Below are 22085 nucleotides of genomic sequence, written 5' to 3' on the forward strand. Positions count from 1 at the left end.
GTACGGCGTAAAATCAACAAGTTATGCTCCAGCAACGAACCATCAAGTCTTTAACCCGTGCCGTCGGCGTGGGCCTGCACAGCGGCCAGCGGGTCGAGCTCACCCTGCGCCCTGCCCAGCCCAATACGGGCATTGTGTTTCGCCGGGTCGACCTGCCCGAGCCGGTGGATATCCCGGTCAACGCCGAAGCGGTGGTGGACACCCGTATGGCTTCGACCCTGGGCAAGGGCGATGTGCGCATCCATACGGTCGAGCATGTGATGTCGGCCTGCGCCGGCCTGGGCATCGACAACCTCTATATCGACGTGACGGCCGAGGAGATCCCGATTCTCGACGGCTCGTCCGCCTCCTTTGTGTTTTTGCTGCAGAGCGCCGGCATTGAGCTGCAGAATGCGCCCAAGCGCTTTTTGCGGCTGACCAAGCCGGTCGAGATCCGCCAGGGCGAGGGCGCTGCCGAAAAGTGGGCGCGCCTGGACCCCTACCATGGCTACAAGCTGCGCTTCGAGATCGATTTCTCGCACCCCGCAGTGGATTCCACCGGCCAGACCTATGAGTTCGACCTGGGCATCGGCAACTACAGCCGCGATATCGCCCGGGCCCGCACCTTTGGTTTTACCAAGGATGTGGAGATGCTGCGCTCCAACGGTCTGGCGCTGGGCGGTGGCCTGGACAATGCCATCGTGATGGACGATTACAAGGTGCTCAACAGCGACGGCTTGCGCTATGACGACGAGTTCGTCAAACACAAGATCCTCGATGCCATTGGTGACCTGTACATCGTGGGCTATCCCTTGCTGGCCGCCTACAGCGCGTTCCGCTCGGGCCATGGCCTCAACAACCTGCTGCTGCGCGAGCTGATGCAGCGCCAGGATGCCTGGGACATCGTCACCTTCGACCATGTGCGTGAAGCCCCGCAGGGCTTCGCGCAATCTGCGCTGGCCTGGTAAGGCGGCTGGCACCGATGCTGCTGTTCCGCTGGGTCTTCATGCTGCTGGTGCTGCTGGCGGCCCTCAGCTTTTGCTTTTACCTGGGCACGGGCCAGCGCCGCTACCGGCAGTGGTCGCTGCTGCTGATCAAATGGACCGTCGTCGCGGGCCTGGCCTTCTTTGCTGTGCTCTTTGTGGGCCGCATGGTCTGAGGCCGCACGCCGTTTTTTGCAGGTGCGCGACAGGTAAAGTGCGGTAAACCCCGGGCGGCAGCAGGCGCGTGCATTCCCGCCCCAGCCGTCTGCCCATGCGGTTTTCCCCATCCTCCCCAACTTTACAAAGGGCGCCGGCCGTGCCTGTGCGCCCTCGGCGGGTAAACGGTGGCGCGCTGAAGGGCGTTAAACCTCCATGGGGGCACCTTGCCGCTCGCACCAGCCACTGCTGGTTCACCTGAAAGGATTCCGTCATGATCAACCACCAAAGCCGTTTCAGCCGCCTGGCGGGCCTGGGCAGCCTGGCCCTGGCATTGGCCGGTGCGCTGGCCTTCAGTGCGCCCGTACAGGCCCAGCCTGATGGCCGCCATAGTGACCGCCATTACCAGCGCGATGACCGCCGTGGCCACGGCGATCACCGCCGCTGGGAGCGCGAACGGGAGCGGGACCGCCGCTACCATGAGCAGCGCCGGGACTACCGCCATGACCACCGTCCGCCTCCCCGCGTCGTGGTCGTTCCAGACCGTGGCCGTGGCGTAGGTCCGCGCAACGACTGGTACCGCGGCGGCTATGTGCCAGCTCCATACAGAGGCTACAGCTATGTCGTTGGTGACTGGCGCGGCCACCGCCTCAGTGCACCACCCCGTGGCTACCAATGGATCCAGTATGGCGGTGACTACCTGCTGATCGCCATTGGCACCGGGTTGATCGCCAATATTGTCATCAATGGTTATTGAGGCGCTGCGAAGTCGCGATAATTGAGGGTTTGCATGGCGCCATCAACGAACCTTTAGAGGGCGCCTTACTCCAAAGCTTACTTTGGTGGTTGCACCTTATGCCGAGCGCTGCTTCACGGAGCGCACGGATCCACGCATAAGGAGCCTGTAGCCGGCCAGACCTGTGCACGCTAGCGATGCACAGGTTTTTTTTTGCCTGCGCGCTGCGGGCGGTGAGGGTTGCCGGGCCGCTCTGGCTGGGGCCGTGTCCGCTAGTAGCTGCGCCCGGCCTTGTACATCGCGTGCTGGCGGCGCTGCAGGGGGCTGGCCTCGGCCACGCGCGCCATTGCCAGGCCGGCATGGGCGTGGGTAATGGCCAGGCCCAGCGCATCGGCCGCATCGGTGCCGGGCAGGCCCGGCAGCTGCAGCAGGCGGCGCACCATCTCCTGGATCTGGTTCTTGGCGGCACGGCCATGGCCGACCACGGCCTTTTTCATCTGCAGCGCGGTGTACTCGGCAACCGGCAGGTTTTGCGACACCAGCGCCGTCAGCGCGCAGCCCCGGGCCTGGCCCAGCAGCAGGGTCGATTGGGGATTGACATTGACGAACACGATTTCCACCGAGGCCATGTCCGGCTGGTAGCGCTGGCTGACTTCGCAGATACCGTCAAAGATCATCTTCAAGCGGCCGGGCAGGTCGCCCAGGTTCAGCGTGGTGGTGCGGATGGTGCCGCTGGCCACATAGGACAGGCGCTGGCCATCGACGTCGATGACGCCAAAGCCGGTGGTCTGCAGGCCAGGATCGATACCAAGGATTCTCATGCGGTTCAAAAGGGGTAGCGAAGGTGTCGCCGGTCAGGGGAGCTCAGCATAGCGCATGCGTGCAGCAATGGTGGCGGTGCGGCGGTTCAGGTAGGCGGAGTTGGGGTTCTTGTCCGCGCCCTTGGGGTTGGGCAGCATGACGGCCAGGCGCGCTGCCTCGTAAGCATTCAACTGGGCGGCCGATTTGCCAAAGTAGCGCTGCGCAGCGGCCTCGGCGCCAAAGATGCCATCGCCCCATTCGGCATGGTTCAGGTACAGCTCCAGAATGCGCTGCTTGGTCAGCAGGAACTCCAGGCTGTAGGTCAGCAGCAGCTCCTGGCCTTTGCGCAGCAGGCTGCGCTCGGACGACAGCAGCAGGTTCTTGGCCAGCTGCTGGGTGATGGTGGAGCCGCCCATGATCTTGACCGGCGGGCCCGCTTGCACCGAGCTCGGGTCAAAAGCCTCACCGCGCCGCTCAGCCTGGGCCTGGGCGCGCGCCACCGCTTTTTCCTGGCGCTGCTCGGCGCGCTCCATGGCCTTGGCATTGCGCGCGCGGGCCTTTTCAATCGCATCCCAGAGCACGCCGTCGTGGTTGACAAAGTCGTCGTCTTCGGAAGCGATCACGGCGCGCTGCAGGTTTTGCGATATCTGCGTCAAAGGCCGCCATTGCTGGCGCCAGTGCAGCTGCCCGTCCTGGCGCAGCTGCCGCCAGGCTTCGCTGCGCTCGAAGGCGGTGGAGGCCGGATCCACGCTGGCCATCACCGCGATGCGTGCGATGAAGAACAGCTGCAGCGCGATGCCCAGCAGCAGTGCCCATCCGATCCAGCGTGCAATCGCTTTCATGGATGGGACCTGCCGGGAAGAAAGCGGGTGGGCATCGGCGCTTGCGCTCAGTGGGCGTCCAGTTCGCTGCGCAGCTGCGCCAGCACGGGCTGCGACGGAGGGCGCACGCCGCGCCACAGCGCAAAGGCTTCGGCCGCCTGCTCGACCAGCATGCCCAGGCCATCGCGGCCCTGGGCACCGTGTTGCGCGGCCCATTGCAAAAAGGGCTGGGCAGCGGGGCCGTACATCATGTCGTAGGCCAGCGCGCCGGGGCGCAGCACATGGCCAGCCACCGGAATGGCCGCGCCCTGCAGGCTGCTGGCAGTGGCGTTGATCACCACATCGAAGTGGCCTTCGAGTGCGCCGGCTTCCAGCGCCAGCAACTGGGTGGCCGAGCCCTCGACCAGGTCGGCATGCTGGGCCACCAGATCCTGGGCCTTGGCATGGGTGCGGTTGCAGACCACGAGCAGCGCCGGTGCCTGGGCGATCAGCGGTGCCAGCGCACCGGCAGCGGCGCCGCCGGCACCCAGCAGCAGCACGCGCTGGCCGGCCAGTGCCACACCCGCATTGCGCACGATGTCGGCCACCAGGCCCAGGCCATCGGTGTTGTCGGCATGGACGCGGCCATCGGCGCCGACCACCAGGGTGTTGGCCGCGCCCGCGCGGCGCACCCGGTCGCTGCAGCTGTCGGCCAGGCGTGCGGCGTCCAGCTTGAAGGGCACGGTCACATTCATGCCGCGGGTGCCTGTTTGCACCAGCTGGCGCAGCGCCGCGTCAAATTCGTCCAGCGCCACCAGCTCGGCCTCATAGACCAGCGCCTGGTCGGTCAGCTGTGCAAACAGCGTGTGGATGCGGGGGGAGCGGCTGTGGGCAATCGGGTTGCCCATCACGCAATAGCGGTCTGGAAGGGGCATGGTGGTAGGGGCCTGGGCCATGGCGGCTGCGCATTGAGGACGCTGGCCGCGCATCGCATAAAAAGGGCATGCGCTTGGGGATACGGTGGCGACCTGTCGACGCCTGTCAGGATGCCGCTCAAGCGCCTGCCACTTTACTGCAAATTGGCCGTTTCCAATGTCTGCTCGCGGGTGAAGCGGAATTTGGAGACCACGGCAATCTGGTCGGCCTTGGCGCGCAGCGCGGGCCCGAAGTGGCCAAAAGGCCCGCTGCTGACAGCAATGGCCTCGGCCCGGCGGTCCAGCTGCTGGTTGCCCGAGCTTTTGTAGACCTCGGTGCCCAGGACGCGGCCGTCATGGTTGACGGTCATGATCATCACCAGCTCGCCATAAAGCTTGCGGCCACCGGCTTCGGGGAAATTGCTGGTACCCCGGTCCTCGACCTTGCGGCGCAGCTGGTCGTAGTAGATGGCAAACACTTCTTCACGTGTGGCGGGGCTGATGTAGCGCTTCTTGGGGCGGGCGTTTTCTTCGTGGATGCGCTTTTCGATCTCGGCCAGCATCTTGAGCAGCTGCTTGTGCTTTTCTTCCTGCTCGATGTCGGCCTGCGTTGCGCTGGCCTTGCGCGTATCGGGCGGCTGGTACTGGGCCAGCTGGTTGCGCAGGTCGGCCAGCAGCTGCATCTGCTGCGCCTGCATCGCATCGAGCTGGCGCTGGCGCTCTTCAAAGTCATCCCCCATGTTGGTGATGGCCGAGTAGGGCATGGGGCTGGTGGCGCGCTCCTGGCTGTTGGCCGATTCGCCGCCGCCGGCCAGGTTGGCCTGGGCGACGGCCTGGGCCTTGTCAGGAGGCGCGTCGTTGGACTTGGCGTTGACCAGAATCACTTCGAGCGGGGTGTCCTCGAACACCCGGTCAAAGGCCTGGGGGTCGACAAAGCGGATGCTCAGGATGGCAGCGTGCACCAGCACAGACACGGCCAGCGCCAGTTGCAGCGTGGACAGCGATCGAAGAAATTGCAAAAACTTCACGGTTCCGGGTTAATCGGTTTTTGTGGTCGCCGCGTCCTCACCGTCGCTCATGTCCACCGCGATTGCGATGGGCCCAGCCACAGCCTCCTCCTCGTCTTCTGGCGACTCTGTCTCGGCCTGGTTGGCCTGTTCGTCGTCCAGTCTCTCCAGCACCGTTCCTGTCACATCCAGCGTGATCTCGTCGATCTCGCCGAGCTTGACCCGGACCTGGGCACCACGCGGCAGACTCTGCGCACCCAGCACCGGAAACACCAATGGTAGTTCATCTGCGCGCACCAGCATGCTGCCCGCCGGGCCTTCCTTCATAACTGTTGCAGTGAGGTCACTGATGTGGTTCTGGGTCAGGTACTTCAGGGTCCAGTAGCGCTCCATGCCGGCCTGGTAGCCGTTGTAGGCACTGTAGGCGGCGTCAAAGCCGCTGATGATCGAGAACAGCTCCGCATCCTTGGGCTTGAACGGTGCAACCAGGGCAGCGGTGGCGCCGTGGCGGGCACAGGCGATGATTTGCCACTGGTTGACCAGGTCGGTGTAGCGGCGCAGCGGCGAGGTGGCCCAGACATAGCTCTTGACGCCAATGCCCGCGTGCGGCAGCGCCTTGGTGGACATGCGCACCTTGATGCCCGGTGCCAGACTGGCCTGGCTGCGGTAGATACCGGGCACACCATAGTCGGCCAGCAACTGGCCCCAGCTGCTGTTGGCGACGATGGCTGCTTCCGCCACGATCAAATCGAGCGGTGCGCCGCGCTTGCGCACGGAGATCTGCACGGTCTCGGTGCCGTCGGGCACCTGGTCGCCATGGCCTTGCAGGCGGAAGTTGTAGTCGGGGCGGTTGAAGTTCTCGGGCTTGCCGCGCACCTCTTCGCGGCCGGCCTTGAGGTGGCGCGAGAGGCGGTAGAGAAAGCTCAGCTCGGCGCGCTTGTCCAGCAGGGACTGGGGCGTGTCTTCGACCTGCAGCGCCGGATCGGTCAGCCAGGCTTCGGTGGCGATATGGTCGAGCTTGTCGTAGCGGAAGTTGGTGACGACGGGCACGCGCTCCAGGCGCGTTTCCTTGTTCAGCACTTCCAGCGTTGCTTCGTCATAGGTGACGTAGAGCGACACTGCCGGGTTGGCGCGGCCTTCATCCAGCGTGTAGATCTGCACCACTTCGTCGGGCAGCATCGTAACCTTGTAGCCCGGCATGTAGACGGTGGAGTAGCGGCTGCGGCCCAGGTGGTCGAGCGCCGAGCCGGGCTCGATCGCCAGACCAGGCGCGGCAATGTGCACGCCGACGATCACCTGGCCAGAGCCCAGGCCCTGTACCGACAGCGCATCGTCGATTTCGGTCGTGGCCGAATCGTCGATGGAGTAGGCCTCCACTGTGGCCAGCGGCAAATCGGCCGGTGGCAGCGGCGCCGTGACCGCGGGAAAGCCCGTGCCCTTGGGAAAGTTGTCAAACAGGAAGCGCTGCCAGTGGAACTGGTAGGACGAATCGATGGCGCCGGCCTTTTGCAGCAGCGCCAGCGGTGCCAGCTGCGCCTTGCGGCTGGCCTCGACGACCGCCTTGTACTCCGGCGCGTTCTTGTCGGGGCGGAACAGAATCTTGTAGAGCTGCTGCTGCACCGGGGCCGGGCACTGGCCATTGACGAGCTCGACCGCCCAGGCGTCGATCTGCGCCTGGAGCTGGGCCTTTTTCTCGATCGCGGCCAGCGCTTGCTGCACGATCTCGGCCGGCGCCTTCTTGAAGCGGCCCTTGCCCGCGCGGCGGAAGTAGTGCGGTGCCTCGAACAGTTTGAAGAGCGCGGCCACCTGTTCGGTGATCGAGGCGTTCTCGGAGAAGTAGTCGCGTGCCAGGTCGGCAAAGCCAAACTCCTGCTCGGGCGCAAACTCCCAGGCAAGCTGGGGGTCGATGTCGTCCGACAGGGTTTGCGCCTGTGCGATCAGCTCGGCAGGCGTGGGCTTGTCAAATTTGAGAAGCAGGTTCGCGGCCTTGACCTTGACCCGTTTGCCGGAGTCCAGTTCAATTTGTGCAGAGCTTTCAGCTTCGGAGAGGATACGGCCGGCCAGAAATTTGCCAGCGTCGTCGAACAGTGCATACATAGCCGCGCATTTTCCCATGCGGGATGGTCCCGGGGCGCGGCCGCAGGTTTTTTTGCGTGGGGGTTCTGGCCGGCCCCCTGCGGGCGGGCCAGCCGGCGCGGGTTTTACCAGCCCAGAAACTTGTCGATCTGCGGCAAGTAGCTCTCAAAGTTGGACAGCGCGTGGTCGCTGCCCTCGTCCAGCAGCAGCTGTGCGGCAGGGTAGCGCGCCACCATGTCCTGCCAGTGCAGCACCTCGTCGCCCATCGCAGCGATCAGCAGCTGGGCAGCAGCGGGGGGCTGGCCGCCGACATTCAGCGCCTGCAGCTCGTCCAGGTATTCCGGGCGGAAGAAGAAAGATTCCTCCGGCTTGTGCCAGGCGGTTTGCTCGCCCAGGTGCTGCTCGAGCGTGACCCAGGGCGTTGTCGACGGGTTGATCATCACGCTCTTGCAGCGCAACTGCTGGGCCACCCAGCTGGCATAGAAGCCGCCGAGCGAGGAGCCGACGACTGCCAGGCTCTCGGGAGGCAGGCCGGCCCAGCTGCGGGTGGTCTCCAGCAGCAGATCGGCTGCCTGCCGGGGCGAAGGGGGGAGCTGTGGTGCGCACCACACGACATGCGGGCGGGTGTCTTCTATATGGCGCTGCAGGCGCTGGGCCTTGGCCGATTGGGGGGAGGAGCGAAAGCCGTGCAGATAGAGCAAGTGGGTGGTCGTCATGCACAAATGATAGCGCGCAGACCGCCACCGCTAAGGCATTGACAACCTTAGTGGTTTTGTTGAATTGATGTGGTTCGGGTGACACATGTAAAACCGGTCTTTACCGCTAGCGCTTTCGGGCGTTCTGTGCCAAGCAGGGATAATGGCGGCCATGTCCGAAGTTCTTGATAAACCGAATCTGTTCCAGCGTCTGTTGCCGATGCTGCGCGGTTATGACTGGCCACTGATCTTCATCATCGGCATGCTGGCCGCCATCGGACTGACGGCCATGTATTCCGCCGGATTCGACCATGGCAGCCGCTTTTCCGACCATGGCCGCAACATGCTGCTGGCGCTGGGCATCCTGCTGGTGGTCTCGCAGATCCCTCCGCACCGGCTGGCCAGCTTTGCGTTGCCGTTGTATGGCTTGGGCGTTGCGTTGCTGGTTGCGGTGGCCCTGTTCGGTATCACCAAGAAAGGCGCGCAGCGCTGGGTGAACCTGGGCATTGTCATCCAGCCCAGTGAGCTGCTGAAGATTGCGATGCCGCTGATGCTGGCCTGGTGGTTCCAGCGCCGCGAAGGGGCCTTGCGCCCGGCCGACTTTGTCGTCGCGTTTGCGATTCTCATCATTCCCGTTGGGCTGATCATGAAACAGCCGGATTTGGGGACCTCTTTGCTGGTCATGGCCGCCGGCCTGGCGGTGATCTATTTCGCCGGCCTGTCGTGGAAGCTGATCATCCCGCCGGTGCTGGTGGGCGTGGTCGGGCTGCTGCTGATCGCCATCTATGGCCACCACCTGTGCGAAGACGGCATGGACCTGGTGGTGCTGCATGAATACCAGCGGCAACGCATCTGCACCTTGCTGGACCCGACCCGGGATCCGCTGGGCAAGGGCTTTCACATCATCCAGGGGATGATCGCGATTGGCTCGGGGGGCTTCATGGGCAAGGGTTTCATGGCAGGCACGCAGACCCATCTGGAGTTCATTCCCGAGCGCACCACCGACTTCATCTTCGCTGCGTTTTCCGAAGAGTTCGGTCTTGCCGGCAACCTGCTGCTTATCTTTTTCTTTTTGCTGCTGGTCTGGCGCGGGCTGGCCATTGCGATGCGCGCGCCGACCTTGTTTGGCCGCCTGATGGCCGGTGCGGTGGCGATGATCTTTTTCACCTATGCCTTTGTCAACATGGGCATGGTCAGTGGCATCCTGCCGGTGGTGGGCGTCCCCTTGCCCTTCGTCAGCTACGGGGGCACGGCCATGGTCACCCTGGGGCTGGCGCTGGGCATCCTGATGTCGGTCGCCAGATCGCAGCGCCAGTTGGCGCGGGAGCAGGCGCCGCGCCTGTGAGACCCTTTGGGCAGCGTTGCCAGGGGCTCCGCCATTGAAAATACCCCCGTCAGCCGCAGATGCTGGGGAGGCAGCGGCTGCGTTGCTGGCCGCCACAAATCAACGCATGGGCCCACGGCCATTGCGCAAGCCCTAAAATCTCCGTTATGAATGCACCTTTTGACCTTGCTGTGGCCCAGCCGCTGGCGGCTTCCACCGAACAACGACTGGAGATGGCGCGCAGCCTGCTGCTGACGCCCTTTGGTCTCGATGAAAGCCACCTCACGCGTGCGCTGGCGGACATCCGCGCCCACAAGGTGGACGATGCAGACCTGTACTTCCAGTACACCCGGGCCGAAGGCTGGAGCCTGGAAGAGGGCATTGTCAAGACGGGCTCGTTCTCGATCGACCAAGGTGTGGGCGTGCGTGCCGTCGCCGGGGAGAAGACGGCCTTTGCCTATTCGGATGACATCTCGCTGGCGTCGCTGTTGGACGCCGCCCATACGGTGCGCAGCATTGGCGCGCAAAGCCAGTCGCGCCAAGTGCGTGTGCCGGGCAGGAAGATTGCACTGAGCCGCTCGCTCTACCCGGATCTGGACCCGATTGCCAGCCTCGACAGCAACGCCAAGGTGGCCTTGCTGGAGAAGGTCGAGAAGCTGGCCCGCGCCAAGGACCCGCGTGTCAAGCAGGTGATGGCCGGCCTGGCAGCCGAGCACGATGTGGTGCTGGTGGCCCGTGCCGATGGCACCCTGGCGGCCGATGTGCGCCCGCTGGTGCGCCTGTCGGTCACGGTGATTGCCGAGAGCAAGAGCCGCCGTGAAGTGGGCTCGGCCGGCGGCGGTGGCCGTTTCGGTCTGGCCTATTTTGACGATGCGCTGGTGCAGCAGTATGTGGACGAGGCCGTCAAGGCGGCGCTGGTCAACCTCGAATCGCGTCCCGCGCCTGCCGGTGTGATGACCGTGGTACTGGGCCCGGGCTGGCCCGGCGTGCTGCTGCATGAGGCGGTGGGCCATGGCCTTGAAGGTGACTTCAACCGCAAGGGCTCGAGCGCCTTCAGCGGCATGATCGGCCAGCGCGTGGCGGCCAAGGGTGTGACGGTGCTGGACGACGGCACGATCGCCGACCGCCGCGGCTCGCTCAATGTGGACGACGAAGGCCAGCCCACGCAGCGCAATGTGCTGATCGAGGATGGCATTCTGAAGGGCTATATCCAGGATGCGATGAATGCACGCCTGATGAAGGTCAAGCCGACAGGCAACGGCCGGCGCGAGAGCTATGCGCACATCCCCATGCCGCGCATGACCAATACCTACATGCTTGGGGGCGACAAAGACCCGCAGGAGATCATCGCGTCGATGAAAAAGGGCTTGTACGCGACCAATTTTGGTGGCGGCCAGGTCGACATCACCAGCGGCAAGTTTGTGTTCTCGGCCAGCGAAGCCTACTGGGTGGAAAACGGCAAGATCCAGTACCCGGTCAAGGGCGCCACCATTGTGGGCAGCGGCCCCGAGTGCCTCAAGCATGTCAGCATGATCGGCAACGACATGCGCCTGGACAGTGGCGTGGGTACCTGCGGCAAGGAAGGCCAGAGTGTGCCAGTCGGTGTGGGCCAGCCGACCATGCGCATCGACGGTTTGACAGTCGGCGGTACGGCCTGATGGCCCACGCCAGCCGCTTGATGGTCTGCGGCTAATAGCCGGATGCAACCCAGCGCCTGCGCGGCTTCTGCCGCGCAGGCGTTTGTTTTTAGACATCTTTCTTCAGCGTGTCTTTCTGAGAGCTGCAATAAAACTGCGTATAACGACAAATCGGCAATATATTGATGTGATTTCAATGTAGAAATCGGGATTTTTGCAATTTTTGTGCGTTTTGTACAGAATGATGAATTACGCCGCCTGCGGATGTGGTACATTGAAAAACATGCAAGCACGTAGCGCTTTTACCTTTTACTTTTGGTTCTCTGTCCCAGGCGGACGAGAGGTCTAAGAGCGCGCGAGCACCTAAACCTCCCAGACAACCGCCGAAGCTGCAAAGCCCGGCGGTTTTTTGTTGCATAAACCACCCACACATTCAGGATCCTCAGATGACTCAGCAAGCCCAACCCACAAGCGATGCTTGGTATCGCGGTGTCGAGAAAACCAGCCAAACCGACGACCAACGTATCAAGGACATTACTGTGCTGCCGCCACCCGAGCATCTGATCCGCTTCTTCCCCATCAACGGAACGCCCGTTGAATCGCTGATCAACAACACCCGCCAAAACATCCACAACATCATGTCCGGCACCGATGACCGCCTGCTGGTCATCATCGGCCCTTGCTCGATCCATGATCCGCAGGCTGCGCTGGAATACGCCCGCCGCCTCAAGGCCGTGCGCAAGCAGTACGAAGGCACGTTGGAGATCGTCATGCGGGTCTACTTCGAAAAGCCCCGCACCACGGTCGGCTGGAAGGGCCTGATCAACGACCCCTACCTCGACGAGAGCTACCGCATCGACGAAGGCCTGCGCATTGCGCGCCAGCTGCTGATCGAGATCAACCGCCAGGGCGTCCCGGCCGGCAGCGAGTTCCTGGACATGATCTCGCCCCAGTACATTGGTGACCTGATCAGCTGGGGTGCGATTGGCGCGCGCACCACCGAAAGCCAGGTGCACCGCGAGCTGGCCTCGGGCATCTCGGCACCGGTGGGTTTCAAGAATGGAACCGATGGCAATATCCGCATCGCCACCGATGCGATCCAGTCGGCCAGCCGCCCGCACCACTTCCTGTCGGTGCACAAGAATGGCCAGGTCGCCATCGTGCACACCAAGGGCAATACGAACTGCCACGTGATTCTGCGTGGCGGCAAGACGCCCAATTACGATGCCACCCACGTCGCTGCGGCCTGCAAGGACCTGGAGGCCGCACACCTGCCCGCGACTTTGATGGTCGACTGCAGCCATGCCAACAGCAGCAAGCAGCACGAGAAGCAAAAAGAGGTCGCGCGTGATATCGCGCAGCAGATCGAAGGCGGCTCGCGCAGTGTGTTTGGCGTGATGATCGAGAGCCACCTGCAGGCCGGTGCGCAAAAGTTCACCCCGGGCAAGAACGACCCGGACAGCCTGGAATACGGCAAGAGCATCACCGACTCCTGCCTGGGCTGGGAAGATTCGTTGGCCACCCTGGCTGAGCTGTCCGACGCCGTGCAGGCCCGTCGGGTGCGCGCAAACACCGAGGAGACCGCCGCTGCAACGGTGTAAGCTGGCGACTTTGGGGGCCGTTGCTTGCCCCTCAGCACCACCAACAAGGGATTGTCATGCGCAATGAGGTACGGGTTCTGCTCGAGGATGGACAAGAGTTTGTCCATGGCTTTGACAGTGACGAGGCGATGTCCAACGAGGAGGGCCGCCGCTGGCTGGACCAGGAGTTTCTGCGCATGGACTGCGAGCCATTGCGCGCCAGTGGCAAGGTGCTGATCGTCGACAAGGTCGTCGTCGTTGCCAAGGCGGCCGGCGCGCAGTTGCTGGGCGATGCCCAGTGGCTGGCCCAGTTTGCCCGTGCCAGCGTGGGTGCGGTAGGCCGCCCCACGGTGGTGGTGAACACCAAGGCGATGACGGCCTCGTTCTGAGCCCTCGGGTGTCCGGTATGCGCTGACGTGCAAAAGCGGGGCTGCCAACGCCCGCTGGTGTGTTCAAAAAACCTGCTTGTCTCCAGCAGGTTTTTTCTATTGTGGAGAATGCATCGTTAAACAGCCGCTATCTATGGGGCTGGGGAGGGTGTCATTCGCATCAGCAGTGTCATCTGGTCAATGGCACTGGGAGAAAAGCCGATGCGAATACTGTTGGTGGAGGATGAACAAGACCTGGCGCATTGGCTGGCCAGGAGCTTGGCGCAGCAGTCCGGCATCCTCGTGGACTGGGCAGGCGATGGGCGGATGGCCGATCTGCGCCTGCAGCAGGAGGATTTTGATGCCGTGGTACTCGATCTGGGTCTGCCCGGCATGGATGGCCGCACTGTGTTGGAGCGCATGCGCGGGCGCGATGACCGCACGCCGGTGATTGTGCTGACCGCGCGCGATTCCTTGACCGAGCGCGTAGGCACGCTGAAAAACGGCGCTGACGACTTTCTGGCCAAGCCCTTCCTGCTTGATGAATTGGAGGCGCGCCTGCAGGCGCTGGTGCGTCGCAGCCGGGGGCGGGCCCATCCCCGGCTGTCCTGTGGACCTTTGCTGTTCGATGTGGCAGCGCAGCGCTTTTCGATGGGCGGGGAGACCCTGCCGCTGACGCCGCGAGAGCATGCGGTGCTGCTGGCCCTGATACAGCGCAGCGGGGAGCCGGTGGGCAAGCAGAGTATTTTGGACCGCGTGTTCAACGGAGACCGCGATGTGAATCTCCAGGTCATTGAGGTCCTGGTGTTTCGGCTGCGCAAGAAGCTCGTTGGCCGTGGCGTTCAGATTGTCACATTGCGAGGAATGGGCTACTGCCTTGAAGAAGTGCACAGCCGCTTGATGGCCAGCGCCGCCATGCCGCAAGCATGATCTGGCAGAAGGCGGATTTTCTTGAGCTGGCGCAGTGGGGCACGCAGTCTCTCAAGGCTGCGCTGCTGATGTGGCTGGTGCCGGGCTTGCTGGTGGGCATGGGTGGCAGTCTGCTGTGGTCTGTCTACAGCCAGCGCGCCCAGGTCGATGAGGCCTATGACCGCGCGCTGGCCGGTGCACTGCGCGCGATCAACTACAACATCTCCACGGCCAGCGGCGGCCTCAGTGTGGAGCAGCCCTATTTGTTGTTGGAATTCTTCGAGTTGACTGTCAATGGCCGGGTCTACTTTCGGGTCGCGACCGAGGACGGGCTGGTCGAAATTGGCAATCCTGGACTGCCTTTGCCTGATGGCGAACTGGAACCCGATGTGCCCCAGTTCTATGACGCCATGTACCTGGGCGAGCCGATTCGCGTGGCCGCCTGGGCGCGCCTCGCAAACCCGCCGGTGTCTGGCAACCCGCAGGGCCGCATCATCGTGCAGGTGGCAGAAAATCTTCAGCAGCGCGCGCTGGTGGAGAGGCGCATGGTGGCGAATGCCATCCTGCGCGACATGCTGCTGGTCGCCATCAGTGTGGTGCTGCTGGTCGCTGGTGTGGTGCGCGCACTCAGGCCTCTGAAACACCTGCGCCAGCGTCTCGATGCGCGTGCCTGGGATGACCTGTCGCCTATCGACGCCGCCAGCTTGCCGGCAGAAGTGCGGCCACTGGTGCAATCGCTGAACCTCCTGGTGGAGCGCTATGCGCACAGCGCCGCCGCCCAGCGGCAGTTTCTGGATGATGCCTCTCACCAACTGCGGACACCGCTGGCGTTGCTGCGCACACAGATGGGCTATGCATTGCGTGAGCGAGACCCGGCCGAGATACGTGCTGCATTGCATGCGATGCAGGACGGTCTCGGACATGCTGAACGCCTGACCCAGCAGATGCTGGCGCTGGCGCGCGCACGGGATGCCGGGGCGGCCAACAGTCTCCGGTCGCAGTTTGCCCATGTCGATGTCGTGGTGCTGGCGGAGGAGGTCGTCGCGACGCTGTGGCCGCTGGCACGCGCCAAGCAGATTGACCTGGGGCTGGAGCTCAACGGTTTTGCAGACGGCCAGGAGCGCCGGATGCTGTCTGTGGAATGGCTGCTGCGCGAAGCCATCAGCAACCTGGTGGATAACGCGATTCGCTACACACCCAGGCATGGCCAGGTCACGTTGCAGGTAATCGGCCATGCCACATCGATCAGCCTGGTCGTCATCGACAGTGGCGGGGGGATGAGCGATCACGACAGGGAACGGGCCGGCAGCCGCTTCCGGCGTGGCGCGGCTGGAAAGCACCAACAAGGCGCAGGACTGGGGCTCGCCATTGTGCAGACCATTGCAGGCATGCATGGCGCGGAGTTGACGTTGAGCAATGGACACGATGCGCAGGGAAAGCTGGGTTTGCATTGCCGCTTCCGATTGCCACGGGCGGCATCAGACCTAGGAATAACCCCAAAATGAAAGGCTATTGAAAGCCATATCTATTTAGTCTTTGTCTACCTTGAAGGTGATTCCTTTGCCAGGCAAGGTTTCGCGTGCCGTCCGTTCTGCGTGTCGTGACCGGTACCGCAGCAACGGCGCTCAAGCGTTCATCCCAGTTCAGGAGACAAAGCATATGTTTACCAGCCGTTTATCAGGCCAGGCCTTGCGCCTCTTCACCAGCGCCGCCCTTGCAGCGGGCACGGTGGCGCCCGCGATGGCGCAGACCGAGCCCCGCCGTCCGGAGTGCATTGCCCCGGCCCAGCCCGGCGGTGGATTTGATCTGACCTGCCGCCTGGCGCAGACCGGCATGCGCGAGTCCAAAGCGCTGCAGCGGCCCATGCGCATCGTCTACATGCCGGGCGGCATCGGTGCGGTGGCCTACAACAGCATCATCACCCAGCGTCCTGCCGATGGTGGAGCCATCGCGGCGTTCTCCAGTGGTTCACTGCTCAACCTGGCACAGGGAAAATTTGGCAAGTACAGCGTCGAGGATGTGCGCTGGCTGGCCACCGTCGGCGCCGATTATGGCGTAGCGATGGTGCGCGCGGATTCACCTTACCAGGACCTCCCGAGCCTGATGGCGGCCTTCAAGGCGGACCCTGCGAAGATCGTGCTGGGCGCCGGTGGCTCCATCGGCAGCCAGGACTGGATGAAGGCGGCGCTGACCGCCCGTGCCGCCGGCGTCGATTACAAGAAGATGCGCTTTGTCGCCTTCGAAGGCGGCGGCGAAGCGGTGACCGCATTGCGGGGTGGCCATATCCAGGCCTTCATGGGCGATGCGGCAGAGGCCGTCACGATGCTGGAAGGGGGCGCTCCGATTCGGGTGCTCGCGGTCTACCACTCGGAACGTTTGCCCGGTGCGCTTGCCCAGGTACCCACCGCGGCAGAGCAGGGCTTCAACATTGAATGGCCCATCATCCGTGGCTTCTATGTGGGCCCCAAAGTGTCGGATGCAGATTACCGCTGGTGGCAGCAAGCGTTTGACAAGGCCATGGCCTCCCCGGAGTTCGGCAAAGCCCAGGCACAGCTGGGGCTCATGCCTTTCAATAAAACCGGCGCCGAGCTGGAGGCTTATGTGAAAGACCGCACACGGCATTACAGCGAATTGGCCCGCTCGTTCGATCTGCTCAAGTAAGGCCTTGTTCTATAGGGCGGCGCAATGGTCTTGCTTCGGCACGGGGCCGCAGGCAGGGGCTCTTGCCCCTCGCGGCGCAGCGACAGGTGTTCGCGGCCGCCACTCATCCGGAGATATACCGATGGTTCTCAATGATCGCGTTCTTGGCGTGGCAGCACTGCTGCTATCTGCTTTCTTGGCATGGTTTGGGCATGGACTAGAGGCGCCTTTTGCCTACGAGCCCGTGGGCCCACGGGCATTTCCGCTGTTGCTGGCGGCCGTGATTGCGCTGTGCGGTCTGCGCCTGGTCCTCAAGTGCGGCAACCCGGCAGCGCCTAACCCGATGGGCGCCAACATGCGCATCGCCTGGATGGTGGTGCTTGTGGTGGTGTATGCCGGGTTGTTCCAGGTCGTCGGCTTTGTCGTGGCAACGGCTGTCACGGCCGCTTGCGTGGGCCGGCTCTTCGGCGGCAGTTGGATGCAGTGCGGCATCGGCGGCGCCAGCCTGAGCCTGCTTTTCTATTTTCTTTTTGACCGCGTGCTGGACGTCGTGCTGCCGCTGGGCTGGTTGGAGGGCCTGTTATGAGTTCGATGCTGGACAACCTGTCGCTGGGTTTTGGCGTTGCCTTTTCAGGTACCAACCTGCTGGTCGCACTGATCGGCTCCTTTTTTGGCACCATCGTCGGGGTGCTGCCCGGCCTGGGTCCCACCAATGGTGTGGCGATGCTGGTGCCGATCGCCTTTGCCATGGGCCTGCCGGCAGATACCGCGTTGATCTTGCTCGCCGCAGTCTATGTGGGTGCTGAATATGGGGGCCGGATCACGTCGATTCTGATCAATGTGCCGGGCGAGGCCGCAGCGGTGATGACGACTTTGGATGGCTACCCGCTGGCGCGGCAGGGTCTGGGAAGCGTGGCCTTGTCGCTGTCGGCCTGGTCCTCCTTTGTCGGCTCGCTCATCGCGATCGTCGGCATCGCGGCGTTTGCGCCCTTTCTGGCGCAGTGGGCGTTGGCCTTTGGTCCGGCAGAGTATTTTGTCCTGATGGTGTTTGCCTTTTGTGCGCTGACCAGCCTGCTGGGTGAGCAGCCTGTCAAAGGCGTTTTGGCGGCTGCCATCGGCCTGTCGATCGCGACGATCGGCGTGGATGCCAACTCGGGCGTCTACCGCTACACCTTCGGAATTCCGCACCTGACCGATGGCCTGGATTTTGTCGTGGTCGTCATTGGCTTGTTTGCCGTCGCTGAAATGCTGCAGATGCTGGAGAACAAGCTGTCGGGCCAAAGCGTTGAAGTGCCGCCGAGCCAACGCAAACTTTTCAATCTGCGTGAGCTGCGTTTGACCTCGGGCAGCACTGCACGGGGCAGCCTGCTCGGTTTTGTGCTCGGCGTGCTGCCGGGCGCTGGCGCCAGCGTCGCATCGGCCGTGGCCTACGCCAACGAGAAGCGCTATATAGAAGACAAGGACCCGGACGCCAAATTCGGCCAGGGGGATATGCGCGGCCTGGCTGCACCCGAGGCGGCCAACAACAGTGCAGCGACCGGCTCCTTCATTCCGATGCTCACCCTGGGCGTGCCCGGCTCGGGTACGACGGCGGTGATGATGGGCGCGCTGACGCTCTACAACATCACGCCCGGGCCGGTGCTGTTTGAGCAGCAGCCCGCGCTGGTCTGGGGTCTGATTGCCTCACTGCTGATTGCCAATGTGATGCTGCTGGTGATGAACATCCCGATGGTGCGGGTGTTTGCCGCGATGCTGTCCATCCCCGGCTGGCTGCTGGTGCCGGGCATCCTGGCGATCAGCTTCATTGGTGTCTACGCCATCAGTGCCACGACCTTCGACCTGATGGCGGTGGTCGCGATCGGCGTGGTCGGTTACCTGCTGCGCAAGCTCCACGTTCCGATGGCGCCGATGGTGTTGGGTGTCGTTCTGGGCACGATGATGGAGCAAAACCTGCGGCGCGCGCTGTCCATCACCAATGGCGATGTGTCCATTCTTTGGGCCAGCACGGTCTGCATGGTCCTCTGGGTGCTGGCTGCGGCCGTGGTGCTGGGGCCCATGGGCTACCGGTGGCTGGTAAAACGCCATCGAGCGCAGGAGGCCGCTGCCTGAGGCGGGGCAGCGGGCCTGGTGCGACACCGCTATCCAGACCAAGGCGAGCACCGGAGGCTCGCCTTTTTCTTGGGGAGTGCGGTCGCGCTGGCCGATCAGTGGCGGGCGGCGAGCGCCTTCAGCAGTTTGTCGTGGATACCGCCAAAGCCGCCATTGCTCATGCCAACGATCACATCGCCCGGCTGGGCTGCCTGCAGCACCTGGGCGATCAGGCTGTCGATGTCCCCTGCAGTCTGCGCGCGTGCGCCCATCGGGGCCAGCGCCTGCGCAGCGTCCCAGTCCAGGCCGGCGGTGTGGCAAAAGGCCAGATCGGCCGATTCCAGCGACCAGGGCAGCTGCGACTTCATCGTGCCGAGCTTCATCGTGTTGCTGCGTGGCTCGAACACCGCAAGAATGCGGGTTTGCGCACCCACCTGCTGGCGCAGGCCATCCAAGGTGGTGCGGATGGCCGTCGGGTGGTGGGCGAAATCATCATAGACCTGGATGCCGGCGGCACTGCCGCGCAGTTCCATGCGCCGCTTGACATTCTGAAAGCGCGACAAGGCTTGGGCTGCCTCTGCGGGCGCCACGCCCACATGCTGGGCGGCTGCCATGGCGGCGAGCGCATTCATCTGGTTGTGCACACCGCTCAGGCTCCACTGCACCTTGCCGGCGGGCGCATCTTTGTAGAACACCTCGAAGTTCGACGGGTCACCCTCGGCGCGCATATCGTCGATGGCCGCGCCAAAACGCACGACCTCGCTCCAGCAGCCTTGGTGCAGCACGCGGGTCAGGCTCTCCTCGACGCCATTGGCCACCACCCGGCCGCTGGCGGGCACGGTGCGTACCAGGTGGTGGAACTGGCGCTCAATGGCAGCCAGGTCATCAAAGATGTCGGCGTGGTCGAACTCCAGGTTGTTCAGCACGGCCGTGCGGGGGCGGTAATGCACAAACTTGCTGCGCTTGTCGAAAAATGCGGTGTCGTACTCGTCGGCCTCGATCACAAACACGGGGCGCGAGTCGCCATCGCCGGGCCGGGTGGGTGCACCCAGGCGTGCGGAGACGCCAAAATCCAGTGGCACGCCGCCGACCAGAAAGCCTGGCTGCAGGCCGGCAGCCTCCAGAATCCAGGTGAGCATCGAGGTCGTCGTGGTCTTGCCATGGGTGCCGGCCACGGCCAGCACATGGCGGCCCTGCAGCACATGCTCGGCCAGCCATTGGGGGCCGCTGGTGTAGGGGGCGCCAGTATCCAGAATGGCTTCCATCAGCGGAAACTTGGGCGAGCCATCATCCAGGCGGGCCCGGCTGACCACATTGCCCACCACATACATGTCAGGCTGCAGTGCGAGCTGGTCGGCGCCAAAGCCTTCGATCAGCTCAATGCCCAGCGCGCGCAACTGGTCGCTCATCGGCGGGTAGACGCCGCTGTCGCAGCCCGTTACCTTGTGCCCGGCCTCACGTGCCAAGGCGGCCACGCCACCCATGAAGGTGCCACAAATACCCAGAATATGAATGTGCATGGTGATCGATTCTACGGCGCGCCCAGGCAGAACCCGCGCTGATGGCGGCCGTAATTGCAAGCAAGTGCCGCGCAGCCCGCGCAAATCCGACACAATGGAATGCATGAAGACTGATGCAAGCTGGGAAATCGCCAATACCGCCGCACGCATGGTGGTGGAAGAAGGCCTGGAATGGGGGCCGGCCAAGAAGCGCGCCGTCAAGCAACTGGGGCTGCCAGGCCGCACCGCGCTACCCGACAACGACCTGCTCGAAGCAGCAGTGCGCGACTACCTGGAGCTGTTCTGTGGTGACACCCAGCCCACCGAACTGCGTGCGTTGCGCGAGCTGGCCGTACTGTGGATGGAGCGCATGGAGGCCTTCCGGCCCTATCTGGCGGGGGCGGTCTGGAATGGCACCGCCACGCGGCTGTCAGACATATATATACAGTTGTTCTGTGATGACTCCAAATCCGCTGAGATTGCGCTGATTGACCATGGCGTGCGCTATGAGGTATCGTCGATCAACGGTTTCCACGGCGAGACCGTCGACGCCTTGTCGATCAGCAGTTTTTGCAAGCCGCTGAATGAAAGCATTGGCGTGCACTACCTGGTCTATGACCTTGATGACTTGCGTGGTGCCTTGAAGCCTGATGCGCAGGGGCGCACCCCGCGTGGCTCGCTGGAGGCGGTGCGCCGCCTGTTGATCCCCGCCACGGAGTGATGCCTGATGCCGACACCTGAACGCCCACCTGTCGATACCCCGCAAACCTTGCCATTACCGCCTGCCAGCGCCGGCCGCAGGCGGCTGCTGACCGGAGGCGTGGCCGCAGCGGCCTTGGCCGCGGGAGCGGGCTGGGCCTGGTGGCGCCACCGTCTGTCCGAGCCCAGCAGCCCGGCGCTGGACGGGCTGTGGAACCAGACCTTTGCCGCACCGGGTGGCCAGACCGAGGTGCGCATGCAGGCGTTCCAGGGCAAGCCGCTGCTGCTCAATTTTTGGGCGACCTGGTGCCCGCCTTGTGTGGAAGAGTTGCCGATGCTCAACGCATTCTATGCAGCGCAACAAAGCAAGGGCTGGCAGGTTCTGGGTCTGGCCGTGGACCAGGATGCTGCAGTGCAGCGCTTTTTGCAGCGTCTGCCCCTCGCGTTCCCCGTCGGCATCGCGGGCCTGAGCGGCACACAACTGACACGCGACCTGGGCAATTCTGCCGGCGGCCTACCGTTCACTGTGGTATTTGGTAGGCAAGGTAACGTACAGCATCGTAAAATGGGGCAACTTCTTGCATCTGACTTGCAAAATTGGGCAAGTCTATAAGGCATGCAAGCCGGGACGGCAGTGTTGCCGTTGATCAAAAATCGAAGATATTGAGTCAAATAGGGCGAAATTGGAGTAAATTTGCGCCCTGTTTGATTTTTAGCCGTTGGAGCTCCCATGGATTTACGCAAGCTGAAAACCCTGATCGATCTCGTGTCCGAGTCGAATGTATCGGAGTTGGAAATCACCGAAGCAGAAGGCAAGGTTCGCATTGTGAAGGGCGGCGGTGCTGTGGTGCAGCAAGTGATGGCTGCGCCCGTGCTGCCCGCTGCGGCCCCGGCAGCGGCAGCGCCTGCTGCAGCCGCTGCGCCGGCCGAGGCAGCTCCGGCTGCAGCGCAAGGCCATACGGTGAAGTCGCCGATGGTGGGTACGTTCTACCGCTCGTCGGCACCGGGCGCCAAGGCCTTTGTCGAAGTGGGCAGCCAGGTCAAGGAAGGCGATACCGTGTGCATCATTGAAGCGATGAAGATCCTCAATGAGATCGAAGCCGACAAGTCCGGCACGATCAAGCAGATCCTGGGTGAGAACGGCCAGGCCGTGGAATTTGGTCAGCCTCTGTTCATCATTGAATAAGGCCTCGC

The 22085-nt window shown here is 63.4% G+C and carries 22 protein-coding genes; 15 read left to right on the forward strand and 7 right to left on the reverse strand.

Going from position 1 to position 22085, the window contains the following annotated elements:
* Positions 1-23: 23 nt before the first annotated feature.
* The 3 genes from lpxC to MJ205_RS00400 all read left to right on the forward strand — a co-directional run bounded on the left by lpxC (position 24) and on the right by MJ205_RS00400 (position 1875).
* Positions 24-947 carry a UDP-3-O-acyl-N-acetylglucosamine deacetylase gene (gene lpxC / locus MJ205_RS00390; protein ID WP_182325531.1) on the forward strand — a complete coding sequence of 308 codons (924 nt, stop codon included), beginning with the start codon at positions 24-26 and terminating at the stop codon, positions 945-947.
* A 14-nt stretch (positions 948-961) separates the two neighbouring features.
* Complete coding sequence (locus MJ205_RS00395; RefSeq protein WP_239810686.1) at positions 962-1138, forward strand: hypothetical protein; 177 nt, start codon at positions 962-964, stop codon at positions 1136-1138.
* Between the two features lie 254 nt (positions 1139-1392).
* The gene (locus tag MJ205_RS00400; protein WP_239810687.1) at positions 1393-1875 is read left to right on the forward strand and encodes an RcnB family protein; all 483 of its coding nucleotides are present in this window, start codon (positions 1393-1395) and stop codon (positions 1873-1875) included.
* Between the two features lie 251 nt (positions 1876-2126).
* Here MJ205_RS00400 and ruvC read toward each other — a convergent pair whose 3' ends face one another.
* From ruvC to MJ205_RS00430, 6 genes are all read right to left on the reverse strand, one after another.
* Positions 2127-2675: a crossover junction endodeoxyribonuclease RuvC gene (gene ruvC / locus MJ205_RS00405; RefSeq protein WP_230770451.1), complete on the reverse strand. Its 549-nt coding sequence runs from the start codon at positions 2673-2675 to the stop codon at positions 2127-2129.
* A 33-nt stretch (positions 2676-2708) separates the two neighbouring features.
* Entirely contained in the window at positions 2709-3497 is a 789-nt protein-coding gene (locus MJ205_RS00410; RefSeq protein WP_239810688.1) for a transglycosylase domain-containing protein, read from the reverse strand.
* Positions 3498-3544: 47 nt separating this feature from the next.
* Complete coding sequence (gene aroE, locus MJ205_RS00415) at positions 3545-4390, reverse strand: shikimate dehydrogenase (RefSeq protein ID WP_239810689.1); 846 nt, start codon at positions 4388-4390, stop codon at positions 3545-3547.
* 134 nt (positions 4391-4524) lie between these two features.
* Entirely contained in the window at positions 4525-5397 is an 873-nt protein-coding gene (locus MJ205_RS00420) for an energy transducer TonB (protein WP_239810690.1), read from the reverse strand.
* A 9-nt stretch (positions 5398-5406) separates the two neighbouring features.
* The gene (locus MJ205_RS00425) at positions 5407-7473 is read right to left on the reverse strand and encodes a ribonuclease catalytic domain-containing protein (protein ID WP_239810691.1); all 2067 of its coding nucleotides are present in this window, start codon (positions 7471-7473) and stop codon (positions 5407-5409) included.
* Between the two features lie 104 nt (positions 7474-7577).
* Entirely contained in the window at positions 7578-8168 is a 591-nt protein-coding gene (locus MJ205_RS00430; RefSeq protein WP_239810692.1) for a YqiA/YcfP family alpha/beta fold hydrolase, read from the reverse strand.
* A 151-nt stretch (positions 8169-8319) separates the two neighbouring features.
* Here MJ205_RS00430 and rodA point away from each other — a divergent pair, with 151 nt between their 5' ends.
* From rodA to MJ205_RS00475, 9 genes are all read left to right on the forward strand, one after another.
* Positions 8320-9492 carry a rod shape-determining protein RodA gene (gene rodA / locus MJ205_RS00435; RefSeq protein ID WP_239810693.1) on the forward strand — a complete coding sequence of 391 codons (1173 nt, stop codon included), beginning with the start codon at positions 8320-8322 and terminating at the stop codon, positions 9490-9492.
* 146 nt (positions 9493-9638) lie between these two features.
* A complete protein-coding gene (tldD, locus tag MJ205_RS00440; RefSeq protein ID WP_239810694.1) occupies positions 9639-11129 on the forward strand; it encodes a metalloprotease TldD in 1491 nt (496 codons plus the stop codon).
* 425 nt (positions 11130-11554) lie between these two features.
* A complete protein-coding gene (locus MJ205_RS00445; RefSeq protein ID WP_239810695.1) occupies positions 11555-12709 on the forward strand; it encodes a 3-deoxy-7-phosphoheptulonate synthase in 1155 nt (384 codons plus the stop codon).
* A gap of 56 nt (positions 12710-12765) precedes the next feature.
* Positions 12766-13077, forward strand: coding sequence for a hypothetical protein (locus tag MJ205_RS00450; protein WP_239810696.1), 312 nt, complete (start codon positions 12766-12768; stop codon positions 13075-13077).
* 201 nt (positions 13078-13278) lie between these two features.
* Complete coding sequence (locus MJ205_RS00455; RefSeq protein WP_239810697.1) at positions 13279-13986, forward strand: response regulator; 708 nt, start codon at positions 13279-13281, stop codon at positions 13984-13986.
* Positions 13983-15470, forward strand: a complete 1488-nt coding sequence (locus tag MJ205_RS00460; RefSeq protein WP_239810698.1) for a sensor histidine kinase — start codon at positions 13983-13985, stop codon at positions 15468-15470. Before MJ205_RS00455 ends, MJ205_RS00460 begins: the two co-directional genes overlap by 4 nt.
* Positions 15471-15624: 154 nt before the next feature.
* A complete protein-coding gene (locus MJ205_RS00465; protein ID WP_409514718.1) occupies positions 15625-16626 on the forward strand; it encodes a Bug family tripartite tricarboxylate transporter substrate binding protein in 1002 nt (333 codons plus the stop codon).
* Positions 16627-16747: 121 nt separating this feature from the next.
* Complete coding sequence (locus MJ205_RS00470; RefSeq protein WP_239810699.1) at positions 16748-17191, forward strand: tripartite tricarboxylate transporter TctB family protein; 444 nt, start codon at positions 16748-16750, stop codon at positions 17189-17191.
* Positions 17188-18714 carry a tripartite tricarboxylate transporter permease gene (locus MJ205_RS00475; RefSeq protein ID WP_239810700.1) on the forward strand — a complete coding sequence of 509 codons (1527 nt, stop codon included), beginning with the start codon at positions 17188-17190 and terminating at the stop codon, positions 18712-18714. Before MJ205_RS00470 ends, MJ205_RS00475 begins: the two co-directional genes overlap by 4 nt.
* Positions 18715-18809: 95 nt before the next feature.
* On the opposite strand, the gene mpl is transcribed toward MJ205_RS00475, so the two are convergent.
* On the reverse strand, positions 18810-20213 hold the full coding sequence (gene mpl, locus MJ205_RS00480; RefSeq protein WP_239810701.1) for a UDP-N-acetylmuramate:L-alanyl-gamma-D-glutamyl-meso-diaminopimelate ligase: 1404 nt from the start codon (positions 20211-20213) through the stop codon (positions 18810-18812).
* Between the two features lie 103 nt (positions 20214-20316).
* On the opposite strand from mpl, the gene MJ205_RS00485 reads away from it, so the two are divergent.
* The 3 genes from MJ205_RS00485 (at position 20317) to accB (ending at position 22077) form a co-directional block, all read left to right on the forward strand.
* Positions 20317-20913, forward strand: a complete 597-nt coding sequence (locus MJ205_RS00485) for a hypothetical protein (RefSeq protein WP_239810702.1) — start codon at positions 20317-20319, stop codon at positions 20911-20913.
* Between the two features lie 6 nt (positions 20914-20919).
* On the forward strand, positions 20920-21504 hold the full coding sequence (locus MJ205_RS00490; protein ID WP_239810703.1) for a TlpA disulfide reductase family protein: 585 nt from the start codon (positions 20920-20922) through the stop codon (positions 21502-21504).
* Positions 21505-21621: 117 nt separating this feature from the next.
* Entirely contained in the window at positions 21622-22077 is a 456-nt protein-coding gene (gene accB, locus MJ205_RS00495) for an acetyl-CoA carboxylase biotin carboxyl carrier protein (RefSeq protein ID WP_239810704.1), read from the forward strand.
* Positions 22078-22085 lie beyond the last annotated feature (8 nt).

The sequence above is a fragment of the Comamonas sp. B21-038 genome, from assembly GCF_022387135.1.
In the GTDB taxonomy this organism is placed as follows: domain Bacteria; phylum Pseudomonadota; class Gammaproteobacteria; order Burkholderiales; family Burkholderiaceae_C; genus Comamonas; species Comamonas sediminis.